Genomic DNA, 15,370 nt, shown 5'->3' on the forward strand with positions numbered 1-15,370 from the left:
GTGTTCACATGCCGAAGCACCTGTCCTACGCTGACCCCCATGCGACCCCTGGACCTGCGCATCGCCCGCGCCATGCGCGACCTGCTGGAGCCCTACCACCTGGCCGTGGTCTTCGCGCCGGCCGCGCTGGCCGTCTTCAAGGAGGCCGGCCTGGACCGCCCCTGGAGCCCCTACTTCGCCGGACGCGTCGCACCGCTCGGCGAGGTCAGCACCTCGGTGGTCGACGCGGTCTTCTACCACTTCGACCCCGCGCTGACCGGGCTGGAGCTGGGACACATCCGTGCGGCCGACGCGGAGAAGCTGCTCGCCCTGCGTTTGGAGGCCGTGGACGCCGGGCTGCGCGCGGCCTTCGAGCCGGACCTGCTCGCCTCGCCGCAGCTGGCCGAGGCGGCCGAGCTCGCCGTCGAGGCCGCGGCTGCCTGCGCCGCCGCGCCCTACGGACGCCCGCTGGGCGCGGCCAACGCGGCGCTGCCGGTGCCGGACCAGCCGCACCTGGCGCTGTGGCAGGCGGCGACCACCCTGCGCGAATGGCGCGGGGACGGCCACAACACCGCGCTGCTCGCCGCGGAGCTGGACGGCGTCGAGGCGCTGACCAGCATCGTCGCCACCGGATCCGAGCGCCGCCGGAGCCTGCAGCCGCGGCGCGGCTGGGACGACGCCGCCTGGCAGGCTGGGATCGACCGGCTGGTCGGGCGCGGGCTGCTCACCGCGGAGGGCGGGCTGACCCCGGCCGGCGCCGAACTGCGGGAGCAGGTCGAGTCCATGACGGACCGTCTGGCCGCCGCGCCCTGGCGGGCCCTGGGCCCGGAGCGCTGCCGCCGGCTGCACGCACTGGCCGCGCCGTTGAGCGCGCGGGTGGCCGAGTCGATGGGACTGCGGATGCCGGTCGGAGACTTCCCCGAGGCCTGACGGGGCAGACCGGCCGGGCGGATCGGCCGGGCAGATCGGTTGGGCGGACCGGCCGGGTGCGCCGGGGTCAGCGCGGCGCCGGGTCCTCGCGTGCCGCGCGGCTGAGCACCGCGCCCAGCTCGCCGTGCACCCGGCGGTCCATCGCCAGCGCGAACTCCACGTCGACCACGGTCCTGGCCACCGGGCGCAGCCGGGCCAGGGTGTCGGCGAGGCGTGCCGTCTCACCCGCCGTCAGCCGGGTGCCCAGCTTGTCCAGCAGTTGCTTGTCCACCAGCTCGACGAAGAGGTCGGCGAGGGCGTCCGCGCTGGCCCGGACGCCGTGGGCGGCCTCCAGCACCGCGCTCAGCGGGATGCCCTCGGCGACCAGTTCGGCCGAGGCGTCCAGCAGCCGGCGGCTGATGTGGCTGACCCGGTCGCCGTCCACGGTCAGGTAGCCGAGCGCGACGGCCTCGGCCAGGGCCTCGGCGTCGGCCTGGCCCGAGTAGGTCCGGTCCAGTTCCTGAAGCGTCAGCGGGACCGGCGTCTCCTCGGACCACGGGGCGGCTATCGCCGCTTCCAGGCCCAGCAGTTCGGCCACGTCGCGGCCGTTCTCCCAGGCCGCGAGCAGCTCGGCGATGCCGCCCAGGGTGTGGCCGCGCTCCAGCAGGTCGGCGATGATCCGCAGCCGGGCCAGGTGGTCCTCGGAGTACCAGGCGATCCGGCCCTCGCGCCGCGGCGGGGGCAGCAGCCGCTTCTCGCGGTAGAAGCGCAGGGTGCGGACCGGGATCCCGGCCTCCTTGGCCAGGTCCTCGGTGCGGAACTCGTGCTGGTGGTGCGCCGGTGTGTCGCTCACCCGGACGAGCCTAGTGCTTGTGGGCGGGGCCGCCGGGCACACCGGCACCGGCGGAAGCACACCAGTGCAGCACAAGCGGAGCGGTCGCGCCGAACTTTCGCCGGAATTCAGGTAATCGGGCGAACACGGCGAGTAGCGTCCCCGGCGCCCGGTGCAGCAGTCCGCCGTACCGGCGTACGCCCGAGACGCAGGGAGCCGTGATGGCCGGAATGGGAAGCATGACCGAGCTCGGCTACGGCTGGCTCACCCCGATCCTGTCCTACGCGATGGCCGTCCTGGGCTCCGCGCTCGGCCTGCGCTGCACGGTCCGCGCGCTGGCGGCCGAGGGCCGTTCCAAGCGCAACTGGCTGCTCACCGCCGCGGCGGCGATCGGGTCGGGGATCTGGACCATGCACTTCGTGGCCATGCTCGGCTTCTCCGTCACCGGCTCGGAGATCCGCTACGACGTCCCGCTCACCGTGCTCAGCCTGCTGGTGGCGGTGGGCTTCGTGGCCCTGGGCGTCTTCGCCGTCGGCTACGGCCGGCACCGGGGCCGGGCGCTGCTGCTGGGCGGTCTCACCACCGGGCTCGGCGTTGCCGCCATGCACTACCTCGGCATGTACGCGCTGCATCTGCACGGCACCGTCGGCTACCGGCCGACGGTGGTCGCCGTCTCGGTGCTGATCGCGGTGGTGGCCGCGACGGCGGCGTTGTGGGCCGGGCTGAACATCCACGGCCCGGTGGCGGCCGGCGCCGCGGCGCTGGTCATGGGTGTCGCCGTCAGCTCCATGCACTACACCGGGATGGCCGCGGTCACCGTCGCGCTGCGCCCCGAGCAGGGGACGCTGCCGGGGGCGACGGTGATGCAGTTCGTCTTCCCGCTGACGGTGGGACTGGGCTCGTTCCTCTTCCTGACCGCGGCGTTCGTCGCACTGTCGCCCACCGCGCGGGAGCGGGCCGCCGCGGCCGGCGCCGAGCAGCTGCGGGCGCAGGCCGCGCCCGCGACCGCCTCGGCCTCGCCATCGCTCTGAGCCGGCGCCCTCCGAACCATGCCCTCCGAACCACGCCCTCCGAGCCACGCCGTCCGGGCGACACCCTCCGGGTTCACCAACCGACCAGCCGATGAAGCGAGATGAGGATCGAATGCGCCGACCACGGGGGGCTGCCCCGGTCACCGACACGGGCCCGGACCGTGGAGGCCGTCCCCGCCCCGCCCACGCCGGCCCGCCCGCCGCCGACGAGCCGCCGCCGCTGCCGCCGCCCGCCCCGGTGCCGCCCGCCGCCGACGCCCCCCGCCGGTCGCTTGCGCCCAGGTCGGTGCGGGCCCGGGTGATCTGCCTGCTGATGGTCCCGGTGGTCTCGCTGATCGCGCTGTGGGGCTTCGCCACCGTCACCACCGCGCAGGACGTCGACGCACTGGTACGGCTGAAGCAGGTGGACGCGACCCTGCTGACACCGGTCGGCGCCACCGTCGGCGCGCTCCAGGGCGAGCGCACCGCGGCCGCCGCCTACGCCGCCGACCCCGTCCCGGCGCGTGCCTCGGCGCTGGCGGCGGCCTCCGCCGTCACCGACCGGACCATGGCCGTGCTGGACACCGACATCCGGGTCGGCGCCGCGGCCAGCGCTGGCCTCAGCCCCACACTGCCGTCCCGGCTGGACGCGCTGGGCACGGCGACCGACGGGCTGGCCGCGCTGCGGCGCCAGGTCACCGGCCGGGTCGCGGGCTGGCAGGACATCGCCGGCGGGTACGGATCGGTGATCGAGGCCGCCTTCGGGGTCGACGGCGCGCTGGCGGAGGTCCAGCAGGGGACGGTGCAGAACACCGCGGTCGCCTCGGACCCCAGGGTGCTGCTGGAGCTCGCCAGGGCCGACGAACTGCTGGCCCGCGAGGACACCGCCGAGCAGGCGGCCCAGGCCGCGGGGCGGATGAGCCCGGCCCAGTACCAGGAGTTCACTGGTGCGCTCTACGCCCGGCAGGCCCTGCTCGGCGGCGCCGTCGCCGATCTGCGCCCGGCCGACCGGGACCGCCTCGCAGCGGTGCTGAACGGTGGTCAGGCCAAGGCGCTGGCGCAGTTGGAGGCCACGGTCAGGACGGAGGGCGCCGGCACCGGACCGGTGCGGCAGATCCCCGCGGACAGCTGGTCCGCCACCGTCCACGACGTCCGGCAGCAGTACGCGGCCGTGGAGACGGCGGCGGGCGCCAGCGCCACCGCGAGCGCCAACCCCTACAGCATCGGCTTCCTCAGCACCAACGGCGCGGCCATGCTGTTCGGGCTGCTGGCGGTGGTCGTCTCGCTGGTGGTGTCGGTGCGGATCGGACGCGACCTGGTGCAGGAACTGGTCGGGCTGCGCAACTCCGCGCTCGACCTGGCGCTGCGCCGGCTGCCGGACGCGCTGGGCCGGCTGCGGGCCGGCGGCGAGGTGGACGTCGAGGCCGAGGCACCGCAGGTCAAGGCCGGCAGCGACGAGCTGGGGCAGGTCGGCGAGGCGCTCGGCACGGTCCACCGGGCCGCGCTGCGGGCCGCCGTCGAACGCGCCGGGGTGGCCCGGGTGCTGGTCAATCTGGCCCGGCGCAGCCAGGTGCTGGTGCACCGTCAGCTCTCGCTGCTGGACGGGATGGAACGCGCCACCGACGACCCGGCCGAGCTGGAGGGGCTGTTCCGGCTGGACCACCTCACCACCCAGATGCGCCGGCACGCCGAGGGCGTGATCATCCTGTCCGGCGCCGTCCCCGGACGGGCCTGGCGGCGCGCCGTCCCGCTGCTGGACGTGGTCCGCTCGGCGGTCGCCGAGGTCGAGGACTTCGCCCGGGTGGAGGTGCGCGACCTGCCCGGGGCGTCGGTGGTCGGCAAGGCGGTGGCCGACCTGACCCACCTGGTCGCCGAGCTGGTCGAGAACGCGACCAGCTTCTCGCCCCCGCACACCAAGGTGGTCCTCGGCGGCGAGCAGGTGGGCACCGGCTACGTGCTGGAGATCGAGGACCGCGGCCTGGGCATGAGCCGGGACGCGGTGGCCGAGGCGAACCGCAGGATCGCCGACGCTCGGCAGGCCGACCTGTTCGACACCGACCAGTTCGGCCTCTTCGTGGTGAGCCGGCTGGCGAAGCGCCATGACATCCAGGTCTCGCTGCGGACCTCCGCCTACGGCGGCACCACGGCGGTGGTGCTGCTGCCGAACGCCCTGCTGGAGGAGCCGGGGCAGAGCCGGCGCGGGCGACCGGAGCAGCGGCCGCCGCAGCGGGCGGTGCGCGAGCACGCCGGACCGGGCCCGTTGGCGGGCGCCTTCGCGTCGGACGGCCCCGGGGCCGGGGACGCCGGGCCGGGTGCCGCCGTGCCGGGCGGCTCCGGACCGGTTCGCACCGCGGCGGCGGCCTCGGTGCCGCGCGGCCCCGCGCCAGGCGTCCCAGGGGCGCGAAGCCCCGAGCCGGTCGCTTCGGGACCGGTCGGTCCCGGGTCCGGCGGCCGCGGCTCCGACCGTGCGGCCCCCGGGGGACCGGTGCCGCGGGCGGTGCCGGATCCGGCGAACGGGCCGGACCCCCGGCCCGCGCAGGTGCGCGGCCCCGGCGCGGCCCCGCCGCCGGCCTCCCGTCCCGCGGCGGCCGCCGCCCCGGTCGGGGACGACGAACTGCCGCACCGGGTCCGCCAGGCCAGCCTGGCGAGCCAGCTGCGGGAGGCCCCCAAGGACCGCCCGGCCCGCAACGCCGGCGCGACCGGGACGGCCCGCAGCCCCGAGGGCGCCCGGGCCACCATGACCGCCCTCGCCGAGGGCTGGGCCAGGGGCCGGACCTCGCCGATGCCGCAACAACCCGCGCCGCCCCGGCGCCATCTGAGAATCCAGCAGGAGAGCGAGACGACCGATGCCCGTGACGATGAACTACTCCGGTGAGCTCAACTGGCTCCTGGACGAGCTGGTGTCCCGGGTCGGCCAGATCCGGCACGCGGTGGTGCTCTCCGGGGACGGCCTGGCGCTCGGCGTCTCGGCCGGGATGACCCGCGAGGACGGCGAGCACCTGGCGGCCGTCGCCTCGGGCTTCCACAGCCTGGCCAAGGGCGCGGGCCGGCACTTCGAGGCCGGCGACGTGCACCAGACGATGATCGAGTTCGACGGCGGCTTCCTCTTCGTGGTCGCCGCCGGCTCCGGCACCTGCCTGGCCGTCTTCAGCGGCGCCGACGCCGACATCGGCCTGGTCGCCTATGAGATGGCCCGGATGGTGCGCCGGGTCGGCGAGCACCTGCACACCCCGCCGCGCTCGGGCCCCGACGCGGCCGACGACCCCGCAGCGGGCTGACCGGGAACGGTACCTGGACATGGACGACTATCCGTTCCCGCCGCAGGGCTGGGACCCGGCCCCGGGCTGGGACCAGACCTCGGGCTGGGACCCGCCGCACGGCTGGGACCAGCAGGAACCGGTCGAGCACGGCGACGACAGCCGCTGGTACGACGACGACGCCGGACCCGTGGTCCGCCCCTACGCGCTGACCCGGGGGCGGACCAGGACCGCCGGGGAGCCGTTCGACCTGATCGCGCTGATCACCGTGGACCCCGACCACCCCGCCCACGCCGGCGCCGGCCCCTACGCCCCGGTGCCCGGGCTGACCCCCGAGCCCGCGGCCGCCCTGGAGCTGTGCCGCAGCCGGACCCAGTCCGTCGCCGAGATCGCCGCCGAGTTCGACCTGCCCGTTGGTGTCGTCCGGGTCTTCCTCGGCGACCTGCTGGACGCGGGACTGATCCGCGTCAGCCGTCCGGTTTCCCCCGCCCAGCTCCCCGACGAGCGCATCCTGCGAGAAGTGATCAATGGCCTCCGAGCACTCTGACCCGACAGCCGACGACACGGCGCCCGGCCGCGGTTCCGCGGTACCGGTGCGGCGCGCCCCGGGAACCGTGGCCGGCGGCGAGCCGCCGCTCGCCCTCAAGATACTGGTGGCGGGCGGCTTCGGGGTGGGCAAGACCACGCTGGTCGGCTCGGTCAGCGAGATCCGGCCGCTGCGCACCGAGGAGCGCCTCACCGAGGCGGGCCGCGGCGTGGACGACACCGGGGGAGTGGAGCAGAAGACCACCACCACGGTGGCCATGGACTTCGGCCGGATCACCATCCGCGAGGGCCTGTCGCTCTACCTCTTCGGCACCCCCGGGCAGGACCGGTTCTGGTTCCTCTGGGACGAGCTGGCGCTCGGCGCGCTCGGTGCCGTGGTGCTCGCCGACACCCGCAGGCTGGAGGACTGCTTCCCCTCGGTGGACTACTTCGAGCGCCGGGCCATCCCGTTCGTGGTCGCCGTCAACTGCTTCCAGGGGTCGCGGCAGCACGCCCAGGAGAAGGTGGCCAGGGCGCTGGACCTGGAACCGGGGACCCCGGTGCTGCTGTGCGACGCCAGGGAGCGGGAGTCCGGCAAGCGGGTGCTGGTCGAGCTGGTGGAGCACGCCAGCCGGCTGCACACGGCCAGGCTGCTGGCCTGACCGGGCAGCCGGATCTGTAGGGCAGCTGATCTGAGCGAGTATCAGATCTGAGTATCCGTACTCATGCCGGGCGGGTGCCCGGCGGGGACCATACGGCTATGACTGCTCCCGTGAGACGCAGCACCACCGCCGCCTACTACGCGCAGGCGATCATCTCCTTCGCCGTCTCGGTCCTTGCGATGGGGATCGGGATCGCCTACCTGTCGGCCAGTGCCTGGATCCGCGCGTTCCTGGCCCTCGGCCTGCTCTACGTGGTCACCTCCGCCTTCACCCTGGCCAAGGTGATCAGGGACCGGCAGGACGAGGACCTGGTCGTCTCCCGGGTCGACCAGGCCCGGCTGGACAAGCTGCTCGCCGAGCACGACCCGTTCCGGATCGACACGCCCTGATCATCGACACGCCCTGATATCGATAAGCCCTGATATCGATAAGCCCTGATATCGATAAGCCCTGATCAGAGCCGTTCGTGCCGCTGCAGCCAGACGAAGGCCAGCCAGCCGGGGAGCACCGGCAGCCAGAGCGTCAGCAGCCGGTAGAGCAGTACGGCCACCAGGGCGGTGTCGTAGGACAGCGCGGCGGTCTGCGCCAGTGCCCCGGCCAGCACCACCTCCACCCCGCCGATGCCGCCCGGCGTGGGCACCGCAGATCCCAGCGCACCGCCGACCAGGGTGGCCAGCGCGACCGCGGCGAAGCCGGGGTGCCGCCCCAGCGCCAGGACGCAGCAGTAGAGGCAGGAGGACGCGGCCAGCGACACCAGCAGCTGGCCGCTGACGCCGACGGCCAGCTTCCCCGGCTGGTGCAGCAGGTCGCGCAGCCGCGGCAGCACCCCGTTGAGCAGGGGAGCGACCCGGCCGGCCAGCCACCGCCGGAGCCGCGGTACCGCGACTGCGACCAGAGTGAGCAGGACGGCGGCGGCCAGCACGGCGAGGACGAGATCGACCAGCAGCGGTGACACGTGTGTCGTCGAGGCCCGGTAGTGCACCGTGGTCAGATAGCCGAACACCCCGGTGAGCAGCAGGTGCAGCACCAGTCCGACCGCCTGGGCGACGCCGATGCTGGACACCGCCTGCCCGGGGCTGATCCCGATCCGTTGCAGGAAACGGGTGCTGATGGCCAGTCCGCCCAGGCCGACGGGGGTGACCACATTGGCGAACCCGCCGGCGACCTGGAGCAGGAAGGTCCGCCAGGGATCGAGCCGTTCCGGGACGAAGCCGGCGTAGCTCATGGTGGCCGCCACCAGACCGCCCAGGGCGCAGAGCAGTGCCAGGGCGACCCACTCCGGGCGGGCCCGGGCCAGCGGGGCCAGCGGGTTGTTGTTGGGGCTGGTGAGCTGCAGCACCAGCAGATAGCCGGCTGCGGCCCCGCCGAAGAGCGCGAGCAGCGCCCGGAGCCGTCGCCGCTGCGGCCGGCGCGGTTCGGCGGATTCCGGCGGGTCCTGCTGCTGCACTGCTTCCGGCATGCGGACGGCTCCCCCGTGCCTCGACGCGTCTACCAGCTACCCGTCCGAGGCAGGTCCGCAACCTCCGCCCGCACTGCCGTTCCGCAGCGGCTACTCAGGCGCCGTCGGCCTCGTCCCGCGCCGCCTGGTCGCGGGCGGCGCGGCGGGCGGCCTTCTCGGCCGTCTCCTTCTCGTCCTCGGCCTCGGCGACCTCGAGCGTCGGCGCGCTGCCGCCGAGGTGGGCCGGCAGCCACCAGGTGTCCTCGGGGCCGGCCGGGGCGTCCGGGTAGGTGGTCTGGGCGCGGTCCAGCAGCTCGGTCATGGCGGCGCGCAGCCGCCTGGTGACCATCACCGGCTTGTCCTCGGGGGTGAGCACGATCGGCTCGCCGATGATGATGGTGATCGGGGTGTGACGGCGGGTCAGCGTCTTGGGCCGGCCCTTGGTCCACAGCCGCTGGGTGCCCCAGAGCGCGACGGGCAGCAGCGGCACCCCCGCGTCGGCGGCCATCCGGGCCGCCCCGGTCTTGAACTTCTTCAGCACGAAGGAGCGGCTGATCGTCGCCTCCGGGAAGACGCCGACGACCTCGCCGGCCTTCAGCGCCTTGACCGCGGCGTCGTAGGCGGGCTGGCCGTCGAAGCGGTCCACCGGGATGTGCTTCATACCGCGCATCAGCGGCCCGGACACCTTGTGCCGGAAGACGTCGTCCTTGGCCATGAACCGGGTCTTGCGCTTGCCGGCCTTCAGCGCGCCCCAGCCGGCGAAGATGAAGTCGAGGTAGCTGACGTGGTTGCTGACCAGGACGGCCCCGCCGGTCCGCGGCACGTTCTCCGCCCCGATGATGTCGATCTTGAGGTCCAGCGCCCGGAAGAGCGTGAGCGCGGCCCCGATGATCGGCGGGTACACGAGATCAGCCACGGTTTGTCCTACTTCCCAAGGGCTGGCGCCCGGTCCGACGGTATGTCGATGTATCGTCCCCTGCCCGACAGCACCGTGTCACTCCGGGGAGCACCAGCACTTGGGGAGACGGCGGTCACATCACCGCCTCCCACCCTACGTTCTGGACCGTTATTGTCCGGTACCGCTCCCACCTGCGCCGACGGTGCGCAGCCGGTCCTGGCCGCGGCGCAGCAGCAGATAGCCCTCGCAGCCGAGGCAGTAGCCGAAGGCGGCGTTGAGGAAGGCCGCGGCCAGCGCGCAGCCGGTGGCAGCCAGGCCCAGCCAGGTCGCACCGGAGAGGTAGCCGACCGTCCCGATCAGCGCGAACACCAGTCCGACGCCCTGGGCGAAGCGCGGCGGGGCGGCGTCCTCCAGCTCGGTCGGGGGGCCGAGCCTGGGGCGGACGAAGGTGCGGTAAAGCCATCCGTAGGGCGAACGGCCGAGCCCGGCCAGGGCGCCGAGGGCGAACACCACCGCCTGCGCCGCCAGCAGCCAGCCGCTGCCGGTGATCAGCACGACGGCGAGGACCACGGTGGTGAGCGAGGCGGCGAAGCGGGGGCCGCGTGGATCGATGCGGGCGGGGGCGGGCGTGGGGTTGGACATGGTGGACTCCGGGGTGTCACGGGGGTGTCGCGGGGGAGCGGAACGGGAGGTGGCGGGCGGTCGCGAGGGGTCAGCGACAGCGCGACGCGGCGGCCCGGCACAGGTCGATGACCAGGCGCCGGGTGAGGCCTGCGGCCTCGTTCCGTCCGTTGGGGTCCATGGATCGAGATGCTACGCGCACTTCGGCGCCGTGAGCAGGCATCCTTGGGGGCATGACTGGACTGGTGGTGTGCCTGGCGGTACTGGCGCTCTCGGGCGCCTTCGGCCTGCTGCGCATGCGTGGGCGGGGAAGGCTGAAGATGCGCGGGCGTGACGGCGGGGTGCGGCTGGAGGCGGGCGAGCTGGGTGCGGAGCTCGGCGAGCGGGCCACCCTGGTGCAGTTCTCCTCGGCCTTCTGCCAGCCGTGCCGGGCGACCAAGCGGATCCTGGGCGAGGTCGCCGGGATGGTCGAGGGCGTGGCCCACATCGAGATCGACGCCGAGTCCCGGCTGGAGCTGGTGCGGCAGCTGGGCATCCTGAGCACTCCGACGGTGCTGGTGCTGGACGCGGACGGCGCGCTGGTGCGGCGTGCGGTCGGCCAGCCGCGCCGGGCGGACGTGATCGCGGCGCTGGGCGAGGCCGTCGCCTGACTCTCCGGTCGGGTTCCCTGCGTGGTCAATAGGTGCAACGTCACAGTGACTCCGCGTTGCGGTGCGGCTCCTGATGCTCTTGCGTGGGGGAGTATGGGGCGACGGCGGTGCACCACTGGTTTGGGAGCATGCCGGAGCGGCAAAGGGACCTGAGCCAGGGCGTAAGCTACTGGCGGGTAGCAAGAACACGGCTGCCCGTGCTCCACATCTTTTACCCTGCGAAAACGACGTGACCAGTACCAGTACAGGAGACAGGCCGTGAGCTTGAGGATCGTTGTCTGTGTGAAGTACGTGCCCGATGCGACCGGTGACCGTCGCTTCGCGGATGACAACACGACCGACCGGGATTCGGTGGACGGGCTCCTTTCGGAGCTGGACGAGTACGGCGTCGAGCAGGCGTTGAAGATCGCGGAGGCCTCCGGCGACGCCGAGGTCACCGTGCTCACCGTCGGCCCGGACGACGCCAAGGACGCGCTGCGCAAGGCGCTGTCCATGGGCGCCGACAAGGCCGTGCACGTCAACGACGACGACATCCACGGCACCGACGTCATCGGCACCTCGGCGATCCTGGCCAAGGCGATCGAGAAGACCGGCTACGACCTGGTGGTCTGCGGCATGGCCTCGACCGACGGAACCATGGGCATCATCCCCGCGCTGCTGGCCGAGCGCCTGGGCGTCCCGCAGGTCACCCTGCTCTCCGAGGTCTCGGTGGACGGCGGCACCGTCAAGGGCCGCCGCGACGGCGACGCGGCCACCGAGCTGCTGGAGGCCTCGCTGCCGGCCGTGGTGTCGGTCACCGACCAGTCCGGCGAGGCGCGCTACCCGTCCTTCAAGGGCATCATGGCCGCCAAGAAGAAGCCGGTGGAGTCCCTGGACCTGGACGACCTGGGCATCGAGGCGGACGAGGTCGGCCTGGCCGGCGCGTGGACCGCGGTCGACAGCGCCACCGCGCGCCCGGCCCGCACCGCCGGCACGATCGTCAAGGACGAGGGCGAGGGCGGCAAGCAGCTCGCCGAGTTCCTGGCCTCGCAGAAGTTCATCTGAGCCCGGCGCTCACCACATCCTTCACGTCCGACATTTCTTCTGGAGAGCTGAGCAATGGGTGAAGTCCTCGTCCTGGTCGACCATGTGGACGGTGCCGTCCGCAAGCCGACCCTCGAACTGCTGACGCTGGCCCGCCGGATCGGCGAGCCCTCGGCCGTGCTCCTCGGCGCGGGTTCCGCCGCCGCGGACATCGCCGCCAAGCTGGGCGAGTACGGCGCCGCGAAGGTGTACGCCGCCGACGCCGCCGAGTTCGCCGACTACCTGGTCGTGCCCAAGGTGGACGCGCTGGAGCAGATCGCCAAGGCGGCCGGCGAGCCCGCCGCCGTGCTGGTGACCTCCTCCGGCGAGGGCAAGGAGATCGCGGCCCGGCTGGCGCTGCGGCTGGGCTCCGGTGTGATCACCGACGCCGTCGACCTCAACGCCGGCGACAGCGGCCCGGTCGCCACCCAGTCGGCGTTCGCCGCCTCGTTCACCACCCTCTCGCGGGTCTCCCGCGGGGTGCCGGTGATCACCGTCAAGCCCAACGCGACCAGCCCCGAAGCCTCGGTGGCCGCGGGCGCGGTCGAGGGCGTCGAGGTCGTCTTCGGCGCGACCGCGACCGGCACCAAGGTCACCTCGCGCACCCCGCGGGTGTCCACCGGCCGTCCCGAGCTGACCGAGGCCGCGATCGTGGTCTCCGGCGGTCGCGGCGTCGGTGCGGCCGAGGGCTTCGGCGTGGTCGAGGAGCTGGCCGACTCGCTGGGCGCGGCGGTGGGCGCGAGCCGCGCGGCCGTCGACGCCGGGTGGTACCCGCACAGCAACCAGGTCGGCCAGACCGGCAAGCAGGTGTCGCCGCAGCTGTACATCGCCAACGGGATCTCCGGCGCGATCCAGCACCGCGCCGGGATGCAGACCTCCAAGACCATCGTCGCCGTCAACAAGGACGCCGAGGCGCCGATCTTCGAGTTGGCCGACTACGGCGTGGTCGGTGACCTGTTCAACGTGGTGCCGCAGCTGACCGCGGAGGTCAAGGCCCGCAAGGGCTGAGTTGTTCAGGGGCGCGGGGAACTGCGCGACCGGCCCTCTACGGAGGTGCATGGTTGGCAGCGCAGTTCCCCGCGCCCCTGTGGTGTCTGAGGAGGGTGGGCATGGTGCTGCTCAAGGCGCTTGACGGTTGTTACGGGGACGGTCCCGATGCCATTGCCGTCGACGGGGTGACCCTTTCGCGGGAGCAACTCCTCGGTGCGGCAGGTGTTGTCGCGGCACGGATCGTGGGAGCGCCCGCGCTGGCCGTGCTGGCGCGGCCGTCCGTGGAGACCGTGATCGCCACCGTTGGGGGTCTCCTGGCCGGAGTGCCGGTTGTGCCGGTGCCGCCCGATGCGGGGCCCAAGGAGCGGGAGCACATCCTGCGGGACTCCGGCGCGCCGCTGCTCGCCGTGGCCGCCGCCGACCGTGATGTGGAGGCGTACGGGGCGCGGGTGCTGACGGTGGATCCGGCCGAGCGCGGCGACGCGCCCGCGGAGCCCGCCGACGGTGCGGCGTTCGTGCTCTACACCTCCGGCACCACCGGCGCGCCCAAGGGCGTGGTCCTCGGCCGCAGCGCCGTCGCCGCCGGGCTGGACGCCCTGGCCGAGGCCTGGGCCTGGACGCCCGAGGACACCCTGGTCCACGGGCTGCCGCTGTTCCATGTGCACGGCCTGATCCTGGGCGTGCTCGGCCCGCTGCGCACCGGGGGACGGCTGGTGCACACCGGCCGTCCCACCCCGCAGGCGTACGCGGAGGCCGGCGGCTCGCTGTACTTCGGGGTGCCCACGGTGTGGTCGCGGGTGGCCGGCGACGAGCCGAGCGCCAAGGCGCTGGCCGGGGCGCGGCTGCTGGTGTCCGGCAGCGCGCCGCTGCCGGTGACCGTCTTCGAGCGGTTGCGGGCGCTCAGCGGGCACGCCCCGGTCGAGCGCTACGGCATGACCGAGACGCTGATCACCCTGAGCACCCGGGCCGACGGCGAGCGCCGTCCCGGCAGTGTGGGGCTGCCGCTGGCCGGGGTGCGCACCCGGCTGGTCGCTGAGGACGGCGGACCGGTGCCGTACGACGGCGAGACGCTGGGCGAGCTGCAGGTCCGCGGACCGATGCTGAGCGACGGCTATCTCGGCCGACCCGACGCCGACGCGGAGTCGCGCACCGCCGACGGCTGGTTCCGCACCGGCGACGTGGCCGTGATCGGTCCGGACGGCTTCCACCGGATCGTCGGCCGCGCCTCGGTGGACCTGATCAAGAGCGGCGGCTTCCGGATCGGCGCCGGCGAGGTGGAGGCGGCGCTGCGGGACCACCCGGCCGTCGCCGACGCCGCGGTGGTCGGCGCGCCCGACCCCGACCTGGGGCAGGTCGTCGTCGCCTATGTGATTCCGGACGGGCCGGTGACCGGGGAGCAGTTGACGGCCTTCGTCGCCGAGCGGCTCTCGGTGCACAAGCGGCCGCGCCGGGTGGTGCTGGTGGAGGACCTGCCGCGGAACGCCATGGGCAAGGTCCTCAAGGCGAAGCTGGGCTGACCCGGCTGGGCTGAACTGGACAAACGCCGTCGCGTCCGCAGAGACTTCCCGGCATGGACGAGATGGTGGCAGCCGTCGACATCGGCGGAACGAAGATCGCAGGCGCTCTGGTGGACCGCGGCGGGCGGATGCTCGCCCAGTGCCAGCGGCCGACCCCCGCTAAGGAGGACGCGGCGCGGGTGCTGGCCGCGGTCACCGAGGTGCTCGACGAACTGGCCGCCGCCCCCCAGTGGTCCGCGGTGCGCTGCGTCGGCATCGGCAGCGCCGGACCGGTGGACGCCCCCAAGGGCGCGGTCAGCCCGGTCAACATCCCGGCCTGGCGCGGCTTTCCGCTGGTGGACGCGGTGCGCGAGCACCTGGCCGACGACCTTCCGGTGGTGCTCACCGGCGACGGCCCGGCGATGACCGCGGCCGAGCACTGGCAGGGCGCGGCCCGGGGGTTCCGCAACGCCCTGTGCATGGTGGTGTCCACCGGCGTCGGCGGCGGACTGGTCCTCGACGGCGCGCTCTACCCCGGCCCCAGCGGCAACGCCGGGCACATCGGCCACATCAGCGTCGACCTGGACGGCGACCCGTGCCCCTGCGGTTCGCGCGGCTGCGTGGAGATCATCGCCTCGGGGACCTCCATCGCCCGGCGCGCGCTGCGGGACGGCTGGCAGCCGCGCGGTGACGACGCGTCGGCCGGGGCCGTCGCCGCCTCGGCGGCCGAGGGCGACCCGATCGCGCTGGCCGCCTTCGCGCGGGCCGCCCAGGCCCTGGCGGCCGGGATCGCGGCCACCGCCACCCTGGTCGAGCTGGACGTGGTGGTCATCGGGGGCGGGGTCGCCAAGTCCGGCGAGACCCTGTTCGCGCCGCTGCGGGAGGCCCTGCACGACTACGCGACGCTGCCCTTCGTCCGGCACCTGGAGCTGCGCCCAGCCGAGTTGGGCACCGACGCGGGCCTGGTCGGCGCGGCCGCGGCGGCCGCCCAGGAACTGGGGCTGGACGGCTGGCTCTGACCACCGGCACCCTCGACGGCCG

The 15,370-nt window shown here is 74.0% G+C and carries 16 protein-coding genes; 12 read left to right on the plus strand and 4 right to left on the minus strand.

Annotation, left to right across the window (positions count from 1 at the left end):
- The first annotated feature begins 39 nt into the window (after positions 1–39).
- A complete protein-coding gene (locus tag IF29_RS0128400) occupies positions 40–909 on the plus strand; it encodes an SCO6745 family protein (protein WP_037597012.1) in 870 nt (289 codons plus the stop codon).
- Between the two features lie 67 nt (positions 910–976).
- On the opposite strand, the gene IF29_RS0128405 is transcribed toward IF29_RS0128400, so the two are convergent.
- The gene (locus IF29_RS0128405; RefSeq protein WP_030260755.1) at positions 977–1,741 is read right to left on the minus strand and encodes a MerR family transcriptional regulator; all 765 of its coding nucleotides are present in this window, start codon (positions 1,739–1,741) and stop codon (positions 977–979) included.
- 209 nt (positions 1,742–1,950) lie between these two features.
- Between IF29_RS0128405 and IF29_RS0128410 the strand changes: the two genes are divergently transcribed.
- The 6 genes from IF29_RS0128410 (at position 1,951) to IF29_RS0128435 (ending at position 7,563) form a co-directional block, all read left to right on the plus strand.
- Entirely contained in the window at positions 1,951–2,751 is an 801-nt protein-coding gene (locus IF29_RS0128410) for an MHYT domain-containing protein (protein ID WP_051726152.1), read from the plus strand.
- Positions 2,752–2,863: 112 nt separating this feature from the next.
- Positions 2,864–5,605: a nitrate- and nitrite sensing domain-containing protein gene (locus IF29_RS0128415; protein ID WP_051726132.1), complete on the plus strand. Its 2,742-nt coding sequence runs from the start codon at positions 2,864–2,866 to the stop codon at positions 5,603–5,605.
- Positions 5,577–6,008, plus strand: a complete 432-nt coding sequence (locus tag IF29_RS0128420; RefSeq protein WP_030260762.1) for a roadblock/LC7 domain-containing protein — start codon at positions 5,577–5,579, stop codon at positions 6,006–6,008. The genes IF29_RS0128415 and IF29_RS0128420 overlap by 29 nt, the downstream gene beginning before the upstream one ends.
- Before the next feature lie 19 nt (positions 6,009–6,027).
- The gene (locus IF29_RS0128425) at positions 6,028–6,534 is read left to right on the plus strand and encodes a DUF742 domain-containing protein (protein WP_084715116.1); all 507 of its coding nucleotides are present in this window, start codon (positions 6,028–6,030) and stop codon (positions 6,532–6,534) included.
- The gene (locus IF29_RS0128430; protein ID WP_084715118.1) at positions 6,515–7,174 is read left to right on the plus strand and encodes a GTP-binding protein; all 660 of its coding nucleotides are present in this window, start codon (positions 6,515–6,517) and stop codon (positions 7,172–7,174) included. Before IF29_RS0128425 ends, IF29_RS0128430 begins: the two co-directional genes overlap by 20 nt.
- 98 nt (positions 7,175–7,272) lie before the next feature.
- Positions 7,273–7,563, plus strand: a complete 291-nt coding sequence (locus IF29_RS0128435) for a YiaA/YiaB family inner membrane protein (protein ID WP_030260768.1) — start codon at positions 7,273–7,275, stop codon at positions 7,561–7,563.
- 65 nt (positions 7,564–7,628) lie between these two features.
- Here the strand turns inward: IF29_RS0128435 and IF29_RS0128440 are convergent, their stop codons facing one another.
- The 3 genes from IF29_RS0128440 to IF29_RS0128450 all read right to left on the minus strand — a co-directional run bounded on the left by IF29_RS0128440 (position 7,629) and on the right by IF29_RS0128450 (position 10,152).
- Positions 7,629–8,633 (minus strand): lysylphosphatidylglycerol synthase transmembrane domain-containing protein, encoded by a 1,005-nt coding sequence (locus IF29_RS0128440; RefSeq protein WP_051726133.1) that lies wholly within the window; start codon positions 8,631–8,633, stop codon positions 7,629–7,631.
- 94 nt (positions 8,634–8,727) lie between these two features.
- A complete protein-coding gene (locus IF29_RS0128445) occupies positions 8,728–9,528 on the minus strand; it encodes a lysophospholipid acyltransferase family protein (RefSeq protein ID WP_051726134.1) in 801 nt (266 codons plus the stop codon).
- Between the two features lie 150 nt (positions 9,529–9,678).
- A complete protein-coding gene (locus IF29_RS0128450) occupies positions 9,679–10,152 on the minus strand; it encodes a DUF4395 domain-containing protein (RefSeq protein ID WP_030260773.1) in 474 nt (157 codons plus the stop codon).
- A 212-nt stretch (positions 10,153–10,364) separates the two neighbouring features.
- On the opposite strand from IF29_RS0128450, the gene IF29_RS0128455 reads away from it, so the two are divergent.
- The 5 genes from IF29_RS0128455 (at position 10,365) to IF29_RS0128475 (ending at position 15,348) form a co-directional block, all read left to right on the plus strand.
- Positions 10,365–10,781 carry a TlpA family protein disulfide reductase gene (locus tag IF29_RS0128455; protein ID WP_030260775.1) on the plus strand — a complete coding sequence of 139 codons (417 nt, stop codon included), beginning with the start codon at positions 10,365–10,367 and terminating at the stop codon, positions 10,779–10,781.
- Positions 10,782–11,039: 258 nt separating this feature from the next.
- On the plus strand, positions 11,040–11,825 hold the full coding sequence (locus tag IF29_RS0128460) for an electron transfer flavoprotein subunit beta/FixA family protein (RefSeq protein ID WP_030260777.1): 786 nt from the start codon (positions 11,040–11,042) through the stop codon (positions 11,823–11,825).
- A gap of 54 nt (positions 11,826–11,879) precedes the next feature.
- Complete coding sequence (locus IF29_RS0128465; RefSeq protein ID WP_030260779.1) at positions 11,880–12,851, plus strand: electron transfer flavoprotein subunit alpha/FixB family protein; 972 nt, start codon at positions 11,880–11,882, stop codon at positions 12,849–12,851.
- A 101-nt stretch (positions 12,852–12,952) separates the two neighbouring features.
- Entirely contained in the window at positions 12,953–14,350 is a 1,398-nt protein-coding gene (locus tag IF29_RS0128470) for an acyl-CoA synthetase (protein WP_030260782.1), read from the plus strand.
- A gap of 53 nt (positions 14,351–14,403) precedes the next feature.
- A complete protein-coding gene (locus IF29_RS0128475) occupies positions 14,404–15,348 on the plus strand; it encodes an ROK family protein (protein WP_030260785.1) in 945 nt (314 codons plus the stop codon).
- Positions 15,349–15,370: the final 22 nt, after the last annotated feature.

It is taken from the genome of Streptacidiphilus jeojiense, assembly GCF_000719095.1.
GTDB lineage: Bacteria > Actinomycetota > Actinomycetes > Streptomycetales > Streptomycetaceae > Streptacidiphilus > Streptacidiphilus jeojiensis.